General features: G+C 49.1%; 13 protein-coding genes. 9 read left to right on the top strand and 4 right to left on the bottom strand.

The window, feature by feature from the left end; all coding sequences use genetic code 11:
• The first annotated feature begins 16 nt into the window (after nt 1-16).
• The 4 genes from QUW60_RS04520 to QUW60_RS04505 all read left to right on the top strand — a co-directional run bounded on the left by QUW60_RS04520 (nt 17) and on the right by QUW60_RS04505 (nt 4,203).
• On the top strand, nt 17-1,231 hold the full coding sequence (locus QUW60_RS04520) for a bifunctional 3,4-dihydroxy-2-butanone-4-phosphate synthase/GTP cyclohydrolase II (protein WP_289558732.1): 1,215 nt from the start codon (nt 17-19) through the stop codon (nt 1,229-1,231).
• A 27-nt stretch (nt 1,232-1,258) separates the two neighbouring features.
• Nucleotides 1,259-1,960, top strand: coding sequence for a Bax inhibitor-1/YccA family protein (locus QUW60_RS04515; protein WP_289558730.1), 702 nt, complete (start codon nt 1,259-1,261; stop codon nt 1,958-1,960).
• An 86-nt stretch (nt 1,961-2,046) separates the two neighbouring features.
• The gene (locus tag QUW60_RS04510; RefSeq protein WP_258337747.1) at nt 2,047-3,240 is read left to right on the top strand and encodes a pyridoxal phosphate-dependent aminotransferase; all 1,194 of its coding nucleotides are present in this window, start codon (nt 2,047-2,049) and stop codon (nt 3,238-3,240) included.
• 93 nt (nt 3,241-3,333) lie between these two features.
• On the top strand, nt 3,334-4,203 hold the full coding sequence (locus tag QUW60_RS04505; protein WP_289558727.1) for a DMT family transporter: 870 nt from the start codon (nt 3,334-3,336) through the stop codon (nt 4,201-4,203).
• A gap of 57 nt (nt 4,204-4,260) precedes the next feature.
• On the opposite strand, the gene fdxA is transcribed toward QUW60_RS04505, so the two are convergent.
• The 4 genes from fdxA to QUW60_RS04485 form a co-directional block, all read right to left on the bottom strand.
• Nucleotides 4,261-4,428, bottom strand: coding sequence for a 4Fe-4S ferredoxin (gene fdxA, locus QUW60_RS04500; protein ID WP_258337749.1), 168 nt, complete (start codon nt 4,426-4,428; stop codon nt 4,261-4,263).
• 120 nt (nt 4,429-4,548) lie between these two features.
• Nucleotides 4,549-7,512, bottom strand: a complete 2,964-nt coding sequence (locus tag QUW60_RS04495) for a serine hydrolase domain-containing protein (RefSeq protein WP_289558724.1) — start codon at nt 7,510-7,512, stop codon at nt 4,549-4,551.
• Between the two features lie 15 nt (nt 7,513-7,527).
• Nucleotides 7,528-8,373 (bottom strand): bifunctional metallophosphatase/5'-nucleotidase, encoded by an 846-nt coding sequence (locus tag QUW60_RS04490; RefSeq protein WP_258337751.1) that lies wholly within the window; start codon nt 8,371-8,373, stop codon nt 7,528-7,530.
• 20 nt (nt 8,374-8,393) lie between these two features.
• Nucleotides 8,394-9,173 carry a 5'-nucleotidase C-terminal domain-containing protein gene (locus tag QUW60_RS04485; RefSeq protein ID WP_289558722.1) on the bottom strand — a complete coding sequence of 260 codons (780 nt, stop codon included), beginning with the start codon at nt 9,171-9,173 and terminating at the stop codon, nt 8,394-8,396.
• A 231-nt stretch (nt 9,174-9,404) separates the two neighbouring features.
• Here QUW60_RS04485 and rplS point away from each other — a divergent pair, with 231 nt between their 5' ends.
• The 5 genes from rplS (at nt 9,405) to QUW60_RS04460 (ending at nt 17,202) form a co-directional block, all read left to right on the top strand.
• Nucleotides 9,405-9,767, top strand: coding sequence for a 50S ribosomal protein L19 (rplS, locus tag QUW60_RS04480; RefSeq protein ID WP_258337753.1), 363 nt, complete (start codon nt 9,405-9,407; stop codon nt 9,765-9,767).
• Between the two features lie 420 nt (nt 9,768-10,187).
• Complete coding sequence (locus tag QUW60_RS04475) at nt 10,188-10,832, top strand: RNA polymerase sigma-70 factor (RefSeq protein WP_289558720.1); 645 nt, start codon at nt 10,188-10,190, stop codon at nt 10,830-10,832.
• A gap of 65 nt (nt 10,833-10,897) precedes the next feature.
• Entirely contained in the window at nt 10,898-11,896 is a 999-nt protein-coding gene (locus tag QUW60_RS04470) for a FecR family protein (RefSeq protein WP_289558719.1), read from the top strand.
• 11 nt (nt 11,897-11,907) lie between these two features.
• The gene (locus tag QUW60_RS04465) at nt 11,908-15,420 is read left to right on the top strand and encodes a TonB-dependent receptor (RefSeq protein WP_289558717.1); all 3,513 of its coding nucleotides are present in this window, start codon (nt 11,908-11,910) and stop codon (nt 15,418-15,420) included.
• Between the two features lie 12 nt (nt 15,421-15,432).
• A complete protein-coding gene (locus tag QUW60_RS04460) occupies nt 15,433-17,202 on the top strand; it encodes a RagB/SusD family nutrient uptake outer membrane protein (RefSeq protein WP_289558715.1) in 1,770 nt (589 codons plus the stop codon).
• Nucleotides 17,203-17,214: the final 12 nt, after the last annotated feature.

Genomic DNA, 17,214 nt, shown 5'->3' with positions numbered 1-17,214 from the left:
ATATATCAGTTCAATTATGGAAAAAGTGAAACTCAACACAATTGAAGAGGCAATAGAAGATTTCCGGAAGGGCGAATTCATCATCATCGTTGATGACGAAGACCGCGAAAACGAAGGCGATCTGGTAATTGCCGCCGAAAAGGTAACTCCCGAAAAAATCAACTTCATGCTGAAACATGCCAGAGGGGTGCTGTGCGCTCCGATTACCATATCACGCTGCAAAGAGCTCGACCTGCCTCATCAGGTGACGAACAACACTTCCGTGCTGGGAACTCCGTTCACCATCACCATCGACAAGCTGGACGGATGCACCACTGGGGTTTCGGCAGCCGACCGGGCAGCCACAATCAAGGCTTTGGCTGATCCGGACTCCACCCCGGAAACATTCGGACGACCGGGACACATCAATCCGCTCTATGCGCAAGACAAGGGTGTGCTCCGCCGCGCCGGACATACCGAAGCCTGTGTAGACATGGCACGCCTGGCAGGACTGTATCCGGCCGCCGCACTGATGGAAGTGATGAACGAGGACGGAACAATGGCACGCCTGCCGGAACTCAAGCAGATGGCAGACGAATACGGATTCAAGCTGATATCCATAGCCGACCTGATCGCCTACCGGCTGAAGCAGGAGTCGCTGGTAGAAAAGGGAGTGGAAGTGGACATGCCAACCGCCTACGGACATTTCCGCCTGATTCCTTTCAAGCAGAAGAGCAACGGCCTGGAACATGTGGCTCTCATCAAGGGAACATTCGGCCCCGACGAACCGGTGCTGGTGCGCGTGCACTCTTCCTGCGCCACAGGCGACATCTTCGGTTCCATGCGCTGCGACTGCGGAGAACAGCTTCACAGAGCCATGCAGCAGATCGAAAAAGAAGGCAAGGGAGCTGTCATCTACCTGAACCAGGAAGGAAGGGGCATCGGACTGATGGAAAAGATGAAAGCGTACAAGCTGCAGGAAGAAGGAATGGACACGGTGGATGCCAACATTTGCCTCGGACATCAGGCCGACGAGCGTGACTACGGGGTGGGTGCCCAGATTCTCCGCGAAATCGGAATCCACAAAATGCGGCTGCTCACCAACAATCCGGTGAAGCGTGTCGGGCTGGAGGCCTACGGACTGGAGATCATAGAGAACGTTCCGATCGAAGTGACGCCGAATCCTTTCAACGAGCGGTATCTCCATACCAAAAAAGACCGGATGGGACATACGCTCCATTTCAACAAATAAAAAAACATCTAACCAACAACTTTCAATATGGAAACAAACAATTTAGTGAAAAGCATAGCGAACAGGACAGCCCAGACCGCCCTGTTCCGCAGCGTATACGTATGGATGACACTGGCTCTGGCCATCACTGGCTTTGTGGCGCTTTATGTAGCCAAATCCTACACACTGATCAACGCAATGGCACAGAACTCCATGATGTTCTGGATTCTTCTCATCGCAGAAGTGGGACTGGTCATGTTTCTTTCGGCACGCATCCACCGCATCAGCTTCACAACGACAACCATCCTGTTCATCCTCTATTCTGTGCTGAACGGTGTCACCATGTCGGTTCTGTTCATGGTCTATACCATGAGCTCGATTGCCACGACCTTCTTCGTGACGGCCGGCACGTTCGGAGCTACAGCCCTCTACGGCTATGTCACCAAAAAAGACCTGACCCGCATCGGAAGCCTGTGCATCATGGGAGTTATCGGACTGATCATCGCTTCGCTGGTCAACCTTTTCCTGCAAAACTCCATGATGGACCTCATCATCTCGTATATCGGCGTGCTGCTTTTTGTGGGACTGACCGCCTACGACTCGCAGAAGATCAAGCAGCTTTTGTCGGGAGATGACGTGGAAGTGAACGAAACCACACAGAAAATAGCGCTGATGGGGTCGCTCACCCTGTATCTGGACTTCATCAACCTGTTCATCTACCTGCTCAGAATACTCGGCGACAGGAAATAACGTCTTTCATAAGCTAATTTCTTTCATATATCCAAGAAATTAGCTTATTTTGCAAAGAAATCCAACTTTAAACATCATAAGGAAAAATGAACCAACTTTCAGATCGTCTGAACAGCCTGTCGCCGTCGGCTACACTGGCTATGTCACAAAAAAGTAGTGAACTGAAAGCTCAGGGCGTTGATGTGATTAACCTGAGCGTAGGAGAACCGGACTTCAACACGCCGGACCATATCAAGGAAGCCGCAAAGAAGGCTATTGATGAAAACTATTCACGCTATTCTCCCGTTGCCGGATATCCGGCTCTGCGGAACGCAATCGTTGAAAAACTGAAAAAGGAAAACGGTCTGGAATATACAGCCGCACAAATCAGTTGCGCCAACGGAGCAAAACAGTCCGTATGCAACACCATCCTCGCACTGGTCAACAAGGGAGATGAAGTGATCGTCCCCGCTCCTTTCTGGGTTAGCTATCCGGAAATGGTAAAGCTGGCCGAAGGAACGCCTGTCATTGTGCGCGCCGGTATCGAACAGGACTTTAAAATAACTCCGGCCCAGCTCGAAGCGGCCATCACGCCGAAAACGCGCGCGCTGATTCTCTGCTCTCCGTCGAACCCTACCGGATCGGTATACAGCAAAGAAGAACTGGCAGGACTGGCAGAGGTGCTGGCCAAACACGAACGCGTCATCGTCATCGCTGACGAAATCTACGAGCATATCAACTACATCGGCAAGCACGAAAGCATTGCGCAGTTCCCGGCCATCAAAGACCGGGTGGTCATCGTAAACGGCGTTTCTAAGGCTTATGCCATGACCGGCTGGCGTATCGGATTCATCGCCGCCCCGGAATGGATCGTGAAAGGAGTGAACAAGCTGCAGGGACAGTACACCTCCGGCCCGTGCTCCGTATCTCAGAAAGCCGCTGAAGCTGCCTATACCGGCACACAGGAGCCTGTAGAAGAAATGCGCAAGGCATTCGAACGCCGCCGCGACCTGATTGTCAAGCTGGCAAAAGAAATTCCGGGATTTGAAGTGAACGTGCCGCAGGGAGCTTTCTACCTGTTCCCGAAATGCGACTCCTTCTTCGGAAAGAAAGACGGCGACCGTGTTGTCAGCAATGCGGAAGACCTGGCCATGTATCTGCTCGAAGTGGGCCACGTAGCCTGCGTGGGAGGAACTTCATTCGGAGCTCCCGAGTGCATCCGCATGAGCTATGCCACATCCGACGAGAACATCGTTGAAGCGATGCGCCGCATCAAGGAAACATTGGCACGCTTGAAATAAACATGCCATAACTTTATTTTCACCACAGAAAGCCGGAACGCATGTTTTATGCTTTCTGTGGTGTTTTTTGTGTATACCTTCGTCAAATTTCACATGAAATCTGAAAACTTATTCCACCTCCTTGCCATCGTGACGGTGTGCATCTGGGGTACCACATTCGTATCTTCCAAAATTCTGATCAGTTCAGGACTTCCTCCCGCAGAAATATTCCTCTACCGCTTTCTGGTGGCGTACATATGCCTGCTGGCCATTTCGCACAAGAAATTCATGGCCAACAGCCTGCGCGACGAACTGTTTCTGCTTCTGGCCGGTCTTTTCGGAGGATCGCTTTATTTCATCACCGAAAACACGGCGCTGGAAATCACCCAGGCCTCAAACGTGTCGCTGCTGGTGTGCACGACACCCATATTCACCCAGCTGCTTTCCCGGCTGTTCTACAAGGAGAAATTCAGAAGATTCTTTCTGCCAGGCACGGTCATCGCTCTGACCGGTGTGGCGCTTATCGTATGCAACGGAAACGAAACGCTCGAATTCAATCTGTCCGGCGACCTGCTGACACTTGCCGCCGCCGTTTCGTGGGCCTTATACTGCATGGTGCTCCGGCGATTGGGAAGCGCTTATCCCACACTCTTCATCACCCGGAAAGTGTTTTTCTACGGCATCCTGTCGCTGCCGGTTTATTTCGCCTTCCGTCCGGAAGAGCTTCATATCGGGCTTCTTTCGCGGCCGGAAGTCTATTCCAACCTGCTTTTTCTGGGACTGATAGCCTCGATGCTCTGCTACATCTCATGGAATGCCACCGTGCGCATGATCGGTGCATCAAAAGCGTCAAACTATCTCTACATCAATCCGCTTGCCACCATCATCACCGCCCATCTCATTTTGGGAGAAAAGATCACGCTGACATCGCTGCTCGGAGCGGCCTGTATTGTCGGAGGAGTTTATCTGGCTGAAAGAAAATAAAAAAAGGAGCATCCCAAAGAGATGCTCCTGCATAAGTTTTGTCATACGACGATCCGATTATTCCTGGTGAATAGCTTCAGAAGGACAAACAGATGCGCAAGTACCGCAATCAGTACAAGCATCCGGATTGATTGAATATTTGTCACCTTCTGAGATTGCGCCAACCGGGCATTCATCGATACAAGTACCGCAAGCGATACAATCGTCACTAATTACGTAAGCCATTGTAGTAAAAAGTTTAATTATTATTAGTCCTAAAATGATGTTACAAAGGTAACGTTTTTATCATAAGTTGTAACACCGACATTGCAAAATCTGCGCAATTTGTACCCTGTCTAAATAGATTCATTTCATTAACGACTGATACATTGCCTGTTGCATGCGCGGACGTATATTCAGTTCCGTAAGCTTCGTGCGGTCAGAAGCGTGCGGATAAGTGCGGTTGCTCAAAAACACAAACACAAGCCCGTTGTCCGGATCCACCCAGGCCGCCGTACCGGTGAAACCCGTATGGCCGAACACCGAAGCCGGCGCTTCAGCCGCACACGGTCCGTCCTCAGGATGCTCCGTATCGGGCTTGTCAAATCCCAGTCCGCGGCGGCTATGTTTCGCCTTCAGGGTTGTGAACAGCTCGCAAGTAGCGCGCGACAGGTAGCGGCGGTCACCGCATACTCCCTTATCTAGCAGCATCTGGCAGATGCGCGCCACGTCGTGCGCTGAAGAAAACAGTCCCGCATTTCCCGATACGCCTCCCATAAACGCAGCCGCTTCATCCTGCACAAAGCCCTGCAAGGGTCCTCTCCGGATAAAATCCTCCTCCACTGTAGGCACAATCCGGTCTTTCCCGAAACGTGCAAGCGGATTGAAAGCCGTATGGATCAGCCCCATCGGCTTATAGAACACGCTGTCGAGATAAACGTCCATCGGCTTTCCGGCCAAGGTTTCCACAAGTTCCTTGAGCAGCATGAAGTTCAGGCAACTGTACCGGTAGGAACTGCCTTTCACCCGGGCATCAACAATCTGCCTGATGATCTCTCCGCGGAACGACTCCTTGACAAAAATGCTGTCGGACACCTGAAGCGGATACGTTTCCGAAGGTACGGACGACACCCACTCGGGCTTATACGAAAAGTTTGTACAGGCATATAAGTTCTCCCCCACCCGGAACGGATGGTTCGAATCACGCTTCTTCCTGAACAGCCCGCCCTTGCACGACTTCAAGTCGATCGCTTCCTGATAAAAAGGCAGATAGGCAGGAAGGCCCGACTGGTGGAAAAGCAGGTCCTGAACTGTGATACGCGACTTGTCGGTCTGCTTCAGGTAAGGGAGATAATCAGACACACGGTCAGTAAGTCCGATCCGTCCTTCGTCATACAGTTTCATAACAGCCAGCAGGGTAGCTGTCACCTTGGTCAGCGAAGCCAGGTCATAGATGTCGCTTTCCAACGTTTTCCGGTTTCCTTCATATGTATGCTTTCCGAAACACTTATCATAAACCGGCATGCCATCTTTCAGGATAAGCACATGGCATCCGGGAAAGGCTCCTTCACGAATGCCTTCTTCCGCGATGTCATCGATGCGCGCCAGTACGGAAGAGTCCATGCCCAGCTCTTCGGGAGAACAGGTACGCGGATGTTCCGGATCAACGGTCACACCCGTCCCCTCCGCAAAGACATCGCCCAAAGGCACAGACAGGCGCCCGTCGGCATACGCCTTGCCCAAAAGCAAGTCGGCCACATACTGCTGCACCGCTTCTTGCCCGTCGTGCGCAAGAATCACGGCCGATGCCTTCCGCAACAGATCCGGCGTTTTCTCCAGTCCCTTCATATCGGCAAACGAAACCAGCACAAGCGGCTTGTCTTCAGCCAAAGAAGTCAGCAGCGAATCATACGGAAGCAGGTCGTCCGAATGAACGGCCACAATCACACGCTGCACCGGACGCAGCCTGCGTCTGATTTCCGGAATGGAATCCGCATCTGCATGTATCCAGTTTAAGGGAAACGCAGCATTCAAACGCTTATAAAAAGGATAAGCCTCGGAAAGCGCAGGCGACACGCTCAGCAAGACAGTGCCTGAAACGGCCAGATCCAAAGGAACCAGTCCGTCTGAATCGCGGGCAACGGTCACTGCTGCACAAGCCAGGCTCTGCTGCAAGGCTCCAACGGAGGCATCCTGCAATTCCTTTCCAATATTTTCCAGCGAAACCGGCTTGCTGTCCGCCAGCCCGAGCGCGTACTTGAAAGCAAGTACCTTCCGGCATTTCGCTTCAATCAGTTCCTCCGAAAGTTCGCCGTGCCTGATGGCCTGCATCACGCCTTTCAGCTCCCTCTTCAGGTTGCGGGGAGCAAGAAGCATGTCATTTCCCGCCGCCAGCGCCTGCGCGCAGACATTTTCATTGCCGGAAATTCCCTTCATCTCCAGCGCATCCGTAAACGCAAGTCCCTCGAAATGCAGTTCATCTCTCAGCACGCGCAGAATGTCCGAAGAAATCGACGCGGGCTTTTTTCCCAACGCCGGCACATGCAGGTGACCGCTCATCACTCCGCCTATGCCAGCCTCTACCGCCTTTCTGAACGGATACAGCTCCACACTGTCCAGGCGCAGGCGGTCGAACGCCAGTTCGGGCAACGCCTCGTGCGAGTCAACGTCCGTATCGCCGTGACCGGGGAAATGCTTGCACACGGCCAGCACTCCTCCGTCTTCCAGTCCGCGGGCATAAGCAACCACCTTTTCGGCCACACGTTTCGGGCTGCTCCCGAACGAACGCCAGCCGATAACCGGATTATCCGGGTTGCTGTCTACATCAGCCACCGGAGCAAAATTCACATGCACCCCTATGGAACGGCACTGCCGGGCCACTTCACGCCCGTATTCATACAGCAGGGAATCGTTCGCCACACATCCCAGCACCCGGTTGTAAGGAAATCCGGGAGCGTCTTTCAGGCGCATCGCCAGCCCCCACTCCCCATCGAATGCGATGAGCAGAGGAACCTCCGACACCTGCTGGAGATAGTTGGTCAGACTGGCCTGCTTCTCCGCCTCGCCTCCGGAAAAAAGAAATCCGCCCACACCGTACTCGCCAATGATTTTCCGCAGACGGTTCTTGTTATACTGGGTATATTCGGGCGGGGCTGTATAAATGAAAAGCTGCCCTATCTTCTGCTTCAATGTCATTTTCTCCATCTGTGCGTCAACCCACCGTCTGCACGCCGCCGTATCGCCAAGCGCTTCCAGCACCGAAGGCTGCCGCGCGTGCAATGAAAACGTTGCCAGCAGGCCGAGCACCAAACACAATAATTGCCTTTTCATGATTGTTCCTTTAAATTATTCTTCCTGCATTCTGACAACCATCCGGCCAACAAAAGCCGCATGTTTGCCCATCTGCTGGACAGGGATTTCCTTCCCGTCCAAGTTTTTGTAATACCGGGGACCTTCAAAATAAGAATGCGAATGTCCTCCCAGCACGATATCGATGTTGCGGGTATTTTCAATCAGTTCCACATCCGAATAAGGCTCTCCGTTCCATCCCAGATGCGACAGGCAGACCACCAGGTCACACCCTTCTTCATTGCGCAGCAAGTCGGCAATGCGCTGCCCTTCTGAAACCGGATCTTCAAACTTCACATTTCCGTAATTGGCATGAGCCACCAGCCCGTCAAGCGGAGCGCCCAGTCCGAACACGCCGATCCGTATGCCGCCGCGCTCAATCACCGTATACTCCTTCACCAGTCCTTCAAGCACGGTTCCCTCAACCGCATAGTTGGCACACACAATGGGGAACTTTGCCATCCGGAACAGCCTTGCCATATTGTCCAGCCCGAAATCAAATTCATGGTTTCCGATAGTTCCGGCATCATACTTCATTTCGTTCATCATCTTCACCTCTACCTCACCCTTGAAAAGGTTGTAGTAAGGGCTTCCCTGCGAAAAGTCGCCCGAATCAAAAAGCAGCAGATCCTTGTGCTTCTTTCTTTCATCACGTATAAATGCAGCGCGGCGAATGACACCGGCCTTTCCGGCCAACGCCGTATCGGGATAGTAAGCCGCAAAAGGTTCGATGCGGCTATGCATATCGTTGGTATGATAAATAAGCAGTTCTTTGACGTTCTGTGCCGCCAGCAGACCTGCGGCAAAGCACATCAGCAACACACCTGTAATTCTGCGGTTCATATCAGCACACTGTTTTTAAGTTACTTGTTTTCAGATTTCGCCACCGTTATCCTTCCGCCGGCCGGCGCATCGACAAAGCGGCCCTTCCGCTCACACTCCTTCACATAGTCGAGAAATACGGTACGCAGAAGCAGCGGCTCGGGAGGAAATGTTTTCGATTTCGCTTCGCGGAAAGCCGCCATCCTGTCGTTCCCTTCCGCAAGATAGTCGATGGTAGCCACCGTATAGTCTTTTCCCTCATCAACCGGACGCCCTCCTACCTCCGCAGAAAGGAGCTTTCCGTCGGGAGAGATGACCAACTTTGCTCCGCTGAGTCCTTCGCCTCCCCTTCCAGCAATCTGCCGGAACAGCTCCATCAGCGTCTTTCCGTCCAGAGTCAGCACACACACGGCATTTTCAAAAGGAGTTATTTCATACACCATGCCGTAAGTGACCTCTCCTTCAGGAAGCGAATTGCGTATTCCGCCCATATTCATCACGCCCACATCCGCCGGCTTTCCGGAAATGCCCGCCGCTCCCCGGCGTATGATGTCGGCCAGCAGATTGGAAAGCGGCGATTCCGGACGGTATGCCTCCAACGCTCTCGCCGAATGTCCGACAACAGGCGACATGATGCTGTCTACCACCCGGCGGTAAGGCTGCAGGATGGCTTCCGCATCCCGGTCGGGATTCTTGTCGTACTCGGCGGTCATGGCCACCCTTCCTCCTTCAATATCTTTCACCAAATAGCCGGAAGCACAGCCGCCAAGCAGCAGCGTCCCTCCCAGCAGAACAATCTTTATGCTATTTTTCACAATCATATCAGTTTATGAAACTATTTTTCACGTCAAATGTAGCCAAAAAAACACACGGGACAAAGCATTTTCACCTCTTCCCGCAAAAAACATTCCACCGGACTCAAAATATGAGCGAAAGTTTTGGCTGTATCGCAAAAAATCGCTTACTTTGCACCGCTTTCGCGCAATCGCTGTCATGAAGAGTTACTTGATATGTTGCGTTGTAACGATCTAACAATTTATTAAAAAGAAAAAATGGATTTAATTAAAATTGCAGAAGAAGCATTTGCTACTGGCAAACAGCATCCTTCATTCAAAGCAGGTGACACGGTTACAGTAGCATACCGTATCGTTGAAGGTAACAAGGAACGTATACAGATGTATCGCGGCGTTGTTATCAAAATCTGCGGACATGGCGAAAAGAAACGCTTTACAGTTCGCAAAATGTCGGGAACAATCGGCGTTGAACGTATTTTCCCGCTGGAATCTCCGGCTATCGACAGCATTACAGTAAACAAGATCGGTAAAGTTCGCCGCGCTAAACTGTACTACCTGCGCAAACTTACCGGAAAGAAAGCCAGAATCAAGGAAAAACGTCCGGTTGCTGCGGCTGAATAAATCTCCCGGCAAACCGACTTTCCACATACAGGTCCCCGATTCCGCAAGGAGCCGGGGACTTGTATTTTTATAGCCTCTGCACATCCATCCCGTTCCATCTCCATGCAAGAATCTGCCATATTGTTACAGGCTATTTGTCTGCCATTTAATCTGAAAATTGTTTTCGAGGACATTTTTCTGCTCTTGCGAGGAGGACAACCGCCGTCTGACGGAGAAGAACAGGAAATGCTTCCCCTTGCCTATCTGCCTTTCACACTGCAGTTTCTTTCCAAAACACTGAAACATAAATGCAACATTCTTTTAATAAGGAATGAAATAGAAGAAGTTTCTTTGCAAGAAATCAAAAATAAGCACATCTTTTTGATTCAAAATTAAAATATTCTCTAAATTTGCAACAAACTGTTTTTGTAAGTTTAAGACATGACCGTACAAATAAGCCAACCCAACACCCTTCGTTTCTCAACGAATGAGGACTTGCTGGAATCTATCAAACAAAATGACCATGCTGCCTTTGAGTACCTGTTCAAGCGTTTTTACCCAAGACTGCTGGGATATGCGATCCGCTTCGTTCAGGATGAAGATGTGGCGAAAGACATCCTGCAAGAATGTTTCATGAATTTTTGGGAGAAAAGGCAACTGCTTTCAGCCGTATCCATCAGTTCGCTGCTGTTCCTAATGGTCCGAAACGCATGTCTGAATTACCTGAAACACCACATGCTGGCAAACTACCTTTCAATAGACTATCTGAGCACTTTGGACGGTGAAGAAAAACTTTACTCCGCCGACCTGATGTTCTCTACAGACGAAAACATCCTCTACGAAGACCTGAAAACGCAGATTGACGCAGCATTGTCCAAACTTTCTCCACGCTCCAGAGAAATATTCCTGCTCAGCCGGTTTGACGGAATGAAGAACAAAGAAATCGCCGAGCTGCTAGGCATATCCACCACTGCAGTAGAAAAACACATATCCAAATCATTGAAGGTGATTTCAGACTATCTGAAGGACAATTCATCCTACTACCAATACATTGTCATCATGTCTTTCTTCCTCTTCACAAAATAAAAAACACATCTCCGGGGGTTGGGTAAAAAGCTGCCAAATTGTTCTATCTATAGAAATCAATTTCTATGGACAGAACATCAGAAAAACATAATTTGGCTATCCGGTACTTCAATGGGAAAATAACCCGTGACGATGAACGGGAGTTGTTTGAGTTCATCAACGAAAATCCCCAAAACCTATCTCTTTTCAGACAATGGGAAAAGCAGTGGGCCAGTGCAATGTGCGCCAGCACTGAAGTTGAGAGAGAATGGAAAAAGCTTCAGGCACGTTTGCTTGCCAAGGAAGCCATTGCTCCAATGATTCCCAAGCGGCGTTTTACGTTCAGGCGGATAGGTGCTTGGGTCGCTTCCGCCGTCATTTTGGTATGCCTGTCCATCACGGCTTCGTGGTATTATTTTCATCAGACGGAGGCCTGTTTTTATTTCGTCAGCGAGGCTCCGTTGGGCGGAAAGTCGAAAGTGCTTCTCGCCGATGGTTCCTTGGTCTGGCTCAACAGCGGTTCGACATTGAAGTATTCCACGGACTTTAATGAGAAAGAACGTATTGTCACATTGAGCGGAGAAGGTTATTTCGAAGTGTCGAAAAAAAATGGTATGCCTTTCACCGTCCGTACCCAAGGGTATGACGTGGTGGTGAAAGGCACAAAGTTCAATGTGTCCGCTTACGAGGGGGATCCCTTTATTTCCACTACCTTAATCGAAGGGAGAGTTACCGTCAATTATAAAGACGAGTCGATTGACATGAATCCGGGAGAAGAGATGAAACTGATAAAGAATACCGGCGAGCTGCAACACACGTCGGTCAATGCTTTCCAGTCGAATGCGTGGATGGACAACCAGCTGGTAAACGACAATATTACTTTTCAGGACTTGATGATAAAATTGTCACGTCACTTCAACGTGAAGATTGAAATAGAAGATGAAAGACTGAAGTTTCAAACCTTCAGTATTTCGTTGCGGAACGATGAAACCTTGGAACAGATTTTCAAGGCATTGCAGAAAATCATTCCGTTCTCAGTAACGTGGGATAATCATGTTTATCATATTAAATCAATTAACCATTAAATTAAAAAATTATGAACAACCGAAAAGTTTTTCTCAGGCTGTTCCTATGCCTTTCGTTCGGGTGGGGTGCGTTGACGTTTGGATACGCCCAGACGGTGAGCAAGACATTTAGCAATGCTCCGTTGAAGACCGTATTGAAAGAAGTGGAAAGCCAGACAGGGTTGTCTGTTGTTTACAAGACAGACGAGGTGGATGTGAACCGGAAGGTGAATGCATCGTTTCAAAATGCTTCCTTAGAAGACGTGATGGCGCAAATCCTTGACAAAGGGTTGACATGGACTATACAGGAAAAAATGATTGTCATTTCGAAGCAGCCGCAGGAACAGGTGCAACCCGCAGGAAAGGGACTCAATGTAAAAGGAGTGATCGTAGACGAAACCGGCATTCCCGTTATCGGTGCCAGTGTATTGGTAAGGGGAAGTTCAAACGGAACCATTACCGATATGGACGGTAATTTCTCTATTGCCGATGTGCCTCAAGATGCGATGATAGATATTTCGTACATTGGTTATAAGACATTGACGTTCAAGGCTACAGACAAAGCGTTGGCGAATGTTGTATTGAAAGAAGATACCGAAGTATTGGAAGAAGTGGTGGTTGTAGGATATGGTACGGCGAAGAAGGCGAACTTGTCGGGTTCCGTAGCGCAGATTTCGTCCAAGGAGATAGAGCACCGCATCAGCGCCAATACGGGGTCTGCCTTGCAAGGACTTATCCCCAACTTCAATGTGTCGTTCAGCGACGGTGCGATTAACAAGAAAGCCTCGTTCAATGTGCGTGGCGAAGGTTCTATCAACGGAGGCGAACCGCTGGTGCTGATTGATGGTGTAGAAGGGGATATGAACTACATTAATCCGAAGGACATCGCTTCGGTTACGGTTCTGAAGGATGCTTCTTCGGCTGCCATTTACGGAGCACGCGCCGCATTTGGTGTGGTATTGGTTACGACCAAGAATCCCGAGAAAGGGAAGATACAGGTGAACTACTCCAATCATTTCGCATGGAGCAATCCGACCATTAATACCGACAATTTCATTACAGACGGGTTGGAATGGGCACGGTTGAGTGATAAGCTGAGCCTGATGGAAAACACGAGTACCTATTTAGGCTATACCGAAGAAGATTATGCTTATATGGAGGCGCGTAAGAAAGACCCGTCGCTTCCCAGTGTGCTGATAAAGACCATAGATGGTGTAGAACGGTATGTGCATTACGGCAATACGGACTGGTGGAATTATATTTTCCGCAGCAACCAGCCTTCGATGGAACATAACCTGAACATCTCCGGAGGTTCCGACCGCGTGCGCTATTACTTGTCGGGACGATTCTATTCGCGCGACGGTATCTACCGCATCAATCCCGACAAGATGAAAAGCTACACGTTGCGTTCGAAGGTGGATTTTCAGATATTGGACAACTTGAAGTTTACCAACTCTACCAATATTTATATGAGCGATTACGATTATCCGGTGACCAACGCCCGCGATATGAGCGGAAACAATAACGATGAAGACTGGCGGAAATACACTTACCATGCTTCGCCGTTGTATTTGCCTCACAATCCTGACGGAAGCATTATGATAAACAGTCCGTATGCACCGGGGCGTGATATTGCCGACGGTACTTTCGCTGATTTGACTTACGGAAAGAGCCACGGAACGGATTCGGAATATGACTTGATGAATACATTCAGTATACAATACACTCCTATTAAAGGACTGGACTTGAACGCTGATTATACATTCCGTAAGGAAAGTCCGTTCTCACGCCAGTTGCGTGTATCTACTCCTCATACGAACCAGCCGGGTGGAGAGGGAGTGACCGACTATAAGCCCAATACAGAATTGTACAAGGAAAGACACTGGCATTCGCAATATCAGGCCATCAATGCATTTGCTACTTATAGCCATACCTTCAATGATAAGCATAACCTGAAAGCGATGGTCGGGTTTAATCAGGAGTGGAGACACTGGGAGCGTACGGTAGCTATGCGCAGCGGACCCATCTCGGAAGATTTAGGTTCATTTAATTTGGCGACCGGCGAGAATATCGAGCTGCTGGGTTCGAAAGCAGAATGGGCCATCCGTGCCGCTTTCTATCGGTTCAATTACGATTATAAAGGGAAGTATTTGATTGAGTTCAACGGACGTTTTGATTTGTCGTCCAAGTTCCCTCATGATAATCGTTTGGGTATATTCCCCTCTGGTTCAGTTGCTTGGAGAGTAAGCGAAGAGAAGTTCTTCGAACCTTTGCGTTCGTGGATGGACAATCTGAAACTGCGTTTGTCATTCGGTACATTGGGCAACCAGAATGTAGGCGAGTACGATTATATCGCTAAAATGAAAGTGAGCCAAGGAAATTATATTGTAAATGGGGCAAACTTGAGTTACTTGAGTACTCCCGATGCTATCTCTTCTAATTTTACTTGGGAAAAATCCCAAACCATTAATGCCGGTATTGACTTGTCCTTCTTCAACAGCCGTCTTTCGGCTTCGTTCGACTGGTATCAGCGTGACACACGCGATATGTTGACGCAAGGCAAGGAGCTTCCTGCCGTGTTCGGTACGGAAGAACCGCAAGAAAATGCTGCCGACTTGCGTACCAGAGGTTTTGAGTTGTCGGTAAACTGGAGAGACCGCTTTACCTTATGGGATGCTCCTTTCGAATATAATATCGGGGTAAACCTTGCAGATAACCGTACGGTTATTACCCGGTTCGACAATTCGAGCGGGAACATTGATGATTTCTATGTAGGAAAAGAACTGGGAGAAGTATGGGGATATACGATTGAAGGTTTCTTCCAGACCGATGACGAATATCTGACTCATGCCGACCAGCTGCTGGTGAACCAGCGCATACGCAACTATTATCTGGTAAACCATCCTGTAGCGGGCGACTTGAAGTTCAAGGACATTGATGAAGACGGTTCAATCACTCCGGGAAAACAGACATTGAGCGATCACGGCGATTTGCGTCGGATTGGAAATACCACACCAAGATATTCCTTGGGTGTTAATTTAGGGTTCAATTATCGGGGCATCGATTTCTCCGCATTCTTCCAGGGTGTATTAAAACAAGACTGGTGGCCGGGTGATGATAACGGTTATTTCTGGGGACCTTTCACCCGACAATACCTGAACTTCTATCCGAAAAGCATCGAATCCATGTCGTGGACACCGGATAATCCGGATGCCTATTTCCCGCGTCTGGCTGTTTATGCAGCCAATGAAGGTGGCGATTACGAAGGATCACAATTAAGAGTTGTTTCGGATAAATATCTTCAGAATGCAGCATACGTGCGTTTGAAAAACATTACTCTTGGATATACCTTGCCCGAACGGATTTGCCAGAAGCTGAAGATTATCAGAAGCATCCGCATGTATGTGTCCGGCGAGAATATCCTGACATTCTCTCCGCTGTACAAGAATAATCCAGACCGTACTGTCGACCCTGAACAATTGGGTAATGGCAATGCTTATCCTTTCAGCAAGACATTTGCCTTTGGTTTTGACATTAAATTCTAAAGAATATCAGTTATGAAAAAGAAATATAGTACAATCAAATTGGTTTCCCTTTTTGTGGGAAGCATATTGACGGTTTCCTGTAACGATTCCTTTCTGGACCGTTATCCCATTGCGGAAATCTCGCCGGAAAATTCATTTAAGACGGCAGATGACCTGAGACTGTACACAAACGGTTTTTATGAACAGCTTCCTTCTATCCGTAACATTATCGATGCAGACCTGAAGACGGATAATGTGCTGTATTCCAGCATACCGGAAGAGCAGCGCAGCCACGAACGGATTCTTCCTTCCGAAACAGGAAGCGGAGGCTGGGATTGGGAAGATCTGCGTGAAATAAACTTGTTTTTCGACAATTACCAGCGCTGTACCGATGAAGCGGGGCGCGATAAGTATGAAGGAGTAGCCCGGTTCTTCCGTGCGTGGTTCTATTTTGACAAAGTAAAACGCTTCGGTGACGTGCCTTGGTATGAAACGGTTATTCAGACCGGTGACACCGATTTATTGTATAAAGCGCGTGATAGCCGTGAATTTGTTGTAAGCAAGATTATACAGGATTTGGAGATAGCTGTAGACAAGTTGGGGGACGAACGTGCTTCTGATCAGGTAACCCGCTGGACGGCATTGGCCCTTCTCTCCCGTGTTTGTTTGTATGAAGGTACTTTCCGTAAATATCATACAGAGTTGGGTATACAAGGAAGTGATACATTGCTACAGAAAGCTTACGAAGCTGCAGGAAGAGTGATGGACGAATCAGGCTATACCTTGTATAGTACAGGCAATCCGGATACGGACTATCGGGATTTGTTCGCTTCTACATTAAAAGAGGATGAAGTGATTTTGGGACGCCGTTATTCGTTGACTTTGAACCAGATGCATAATGTGAACTATTACTTGACATCACGTACCCAACGTGACATCGGCCTGACAAAAGACTTGGTAGACTCCTACCTCCAACTGAACGGAATGCCTTTTACAAGTAAGACAGGATATGCCACAATGGGATTCTACGATGAAATGCAGAGCCGTGACCGCCGTTTGGCGCAGACAATCCGTTCTTTGGGGTATCAGCGTATAGGCGGAACAGCTACCTTGCTTCCTGATTTTGCTGCTACGATGACAGGCTATCAGCTATGCAAGTTCTTATCTGACGAAACGCAAGACGGTGACGGAGCTTCGTATCAGGATGTTGCGTTTATCCGTTATGCTGAAGTCTTGTTGAACTATGCGGAAGCAAAAGCTGAACTGGGCATTATTACACAGGATGATATAGACCGTACCATCCGGCTGATACGCAGCCGGGTCAGTATGCCTAATTTAGATATGACGTCTGCTAATCAGTCGCCCGATGCGGTATTGGCAGCCTTGTATCCGAATGTATCGGGAAGCTGTCAAGGAATCATATTAGAAATTAGGAGAGAACGGCGGATTGAGTTGGTAATGGAAGGTTTCCGTTGGGATGACCTAGTGAGGTGGAAAGCCGGCAAATTGCTGGAACCTCATTTTATCGGTATGTATTTCCCGTCATTAGGCGAGTTTGACTTGGATGGAGACGGTGCACCTGATTTGATGTTGTACACGGGTACTGCCCCTTCGACTACCGCTGCGCAAAGTGTGGAAATCGGAGGCGTGCTTCAGCTTACGGAAGGTGACCACGGCAATTTAATCGGTTTTAAGGATAATACAAAACAATTCGATGAATCGCGTGATTATCTGTATCCTCTGCCAACAGGTGACTTATTGTTGAACGAAAATTTGGTACAGAATCCGGATTGGGACAAATAAAGGAGGAACGCA

It is taken from the genome of Bacteroides gallinaceum (genome assembly GCF_030373775.1).
Taxonomy (GTDB): domain Bacteria; phylum Bacteroidota; class Bacteroidia; order Bacteroidales; family Bacteroidaceae; genus Phocaeicola; species Phocaeicola excrementipullorum.
Note: the sequence above shows the minus strand (reverse complement) of the source record. Positions and strands in the feature narration are given on the sequence as shown.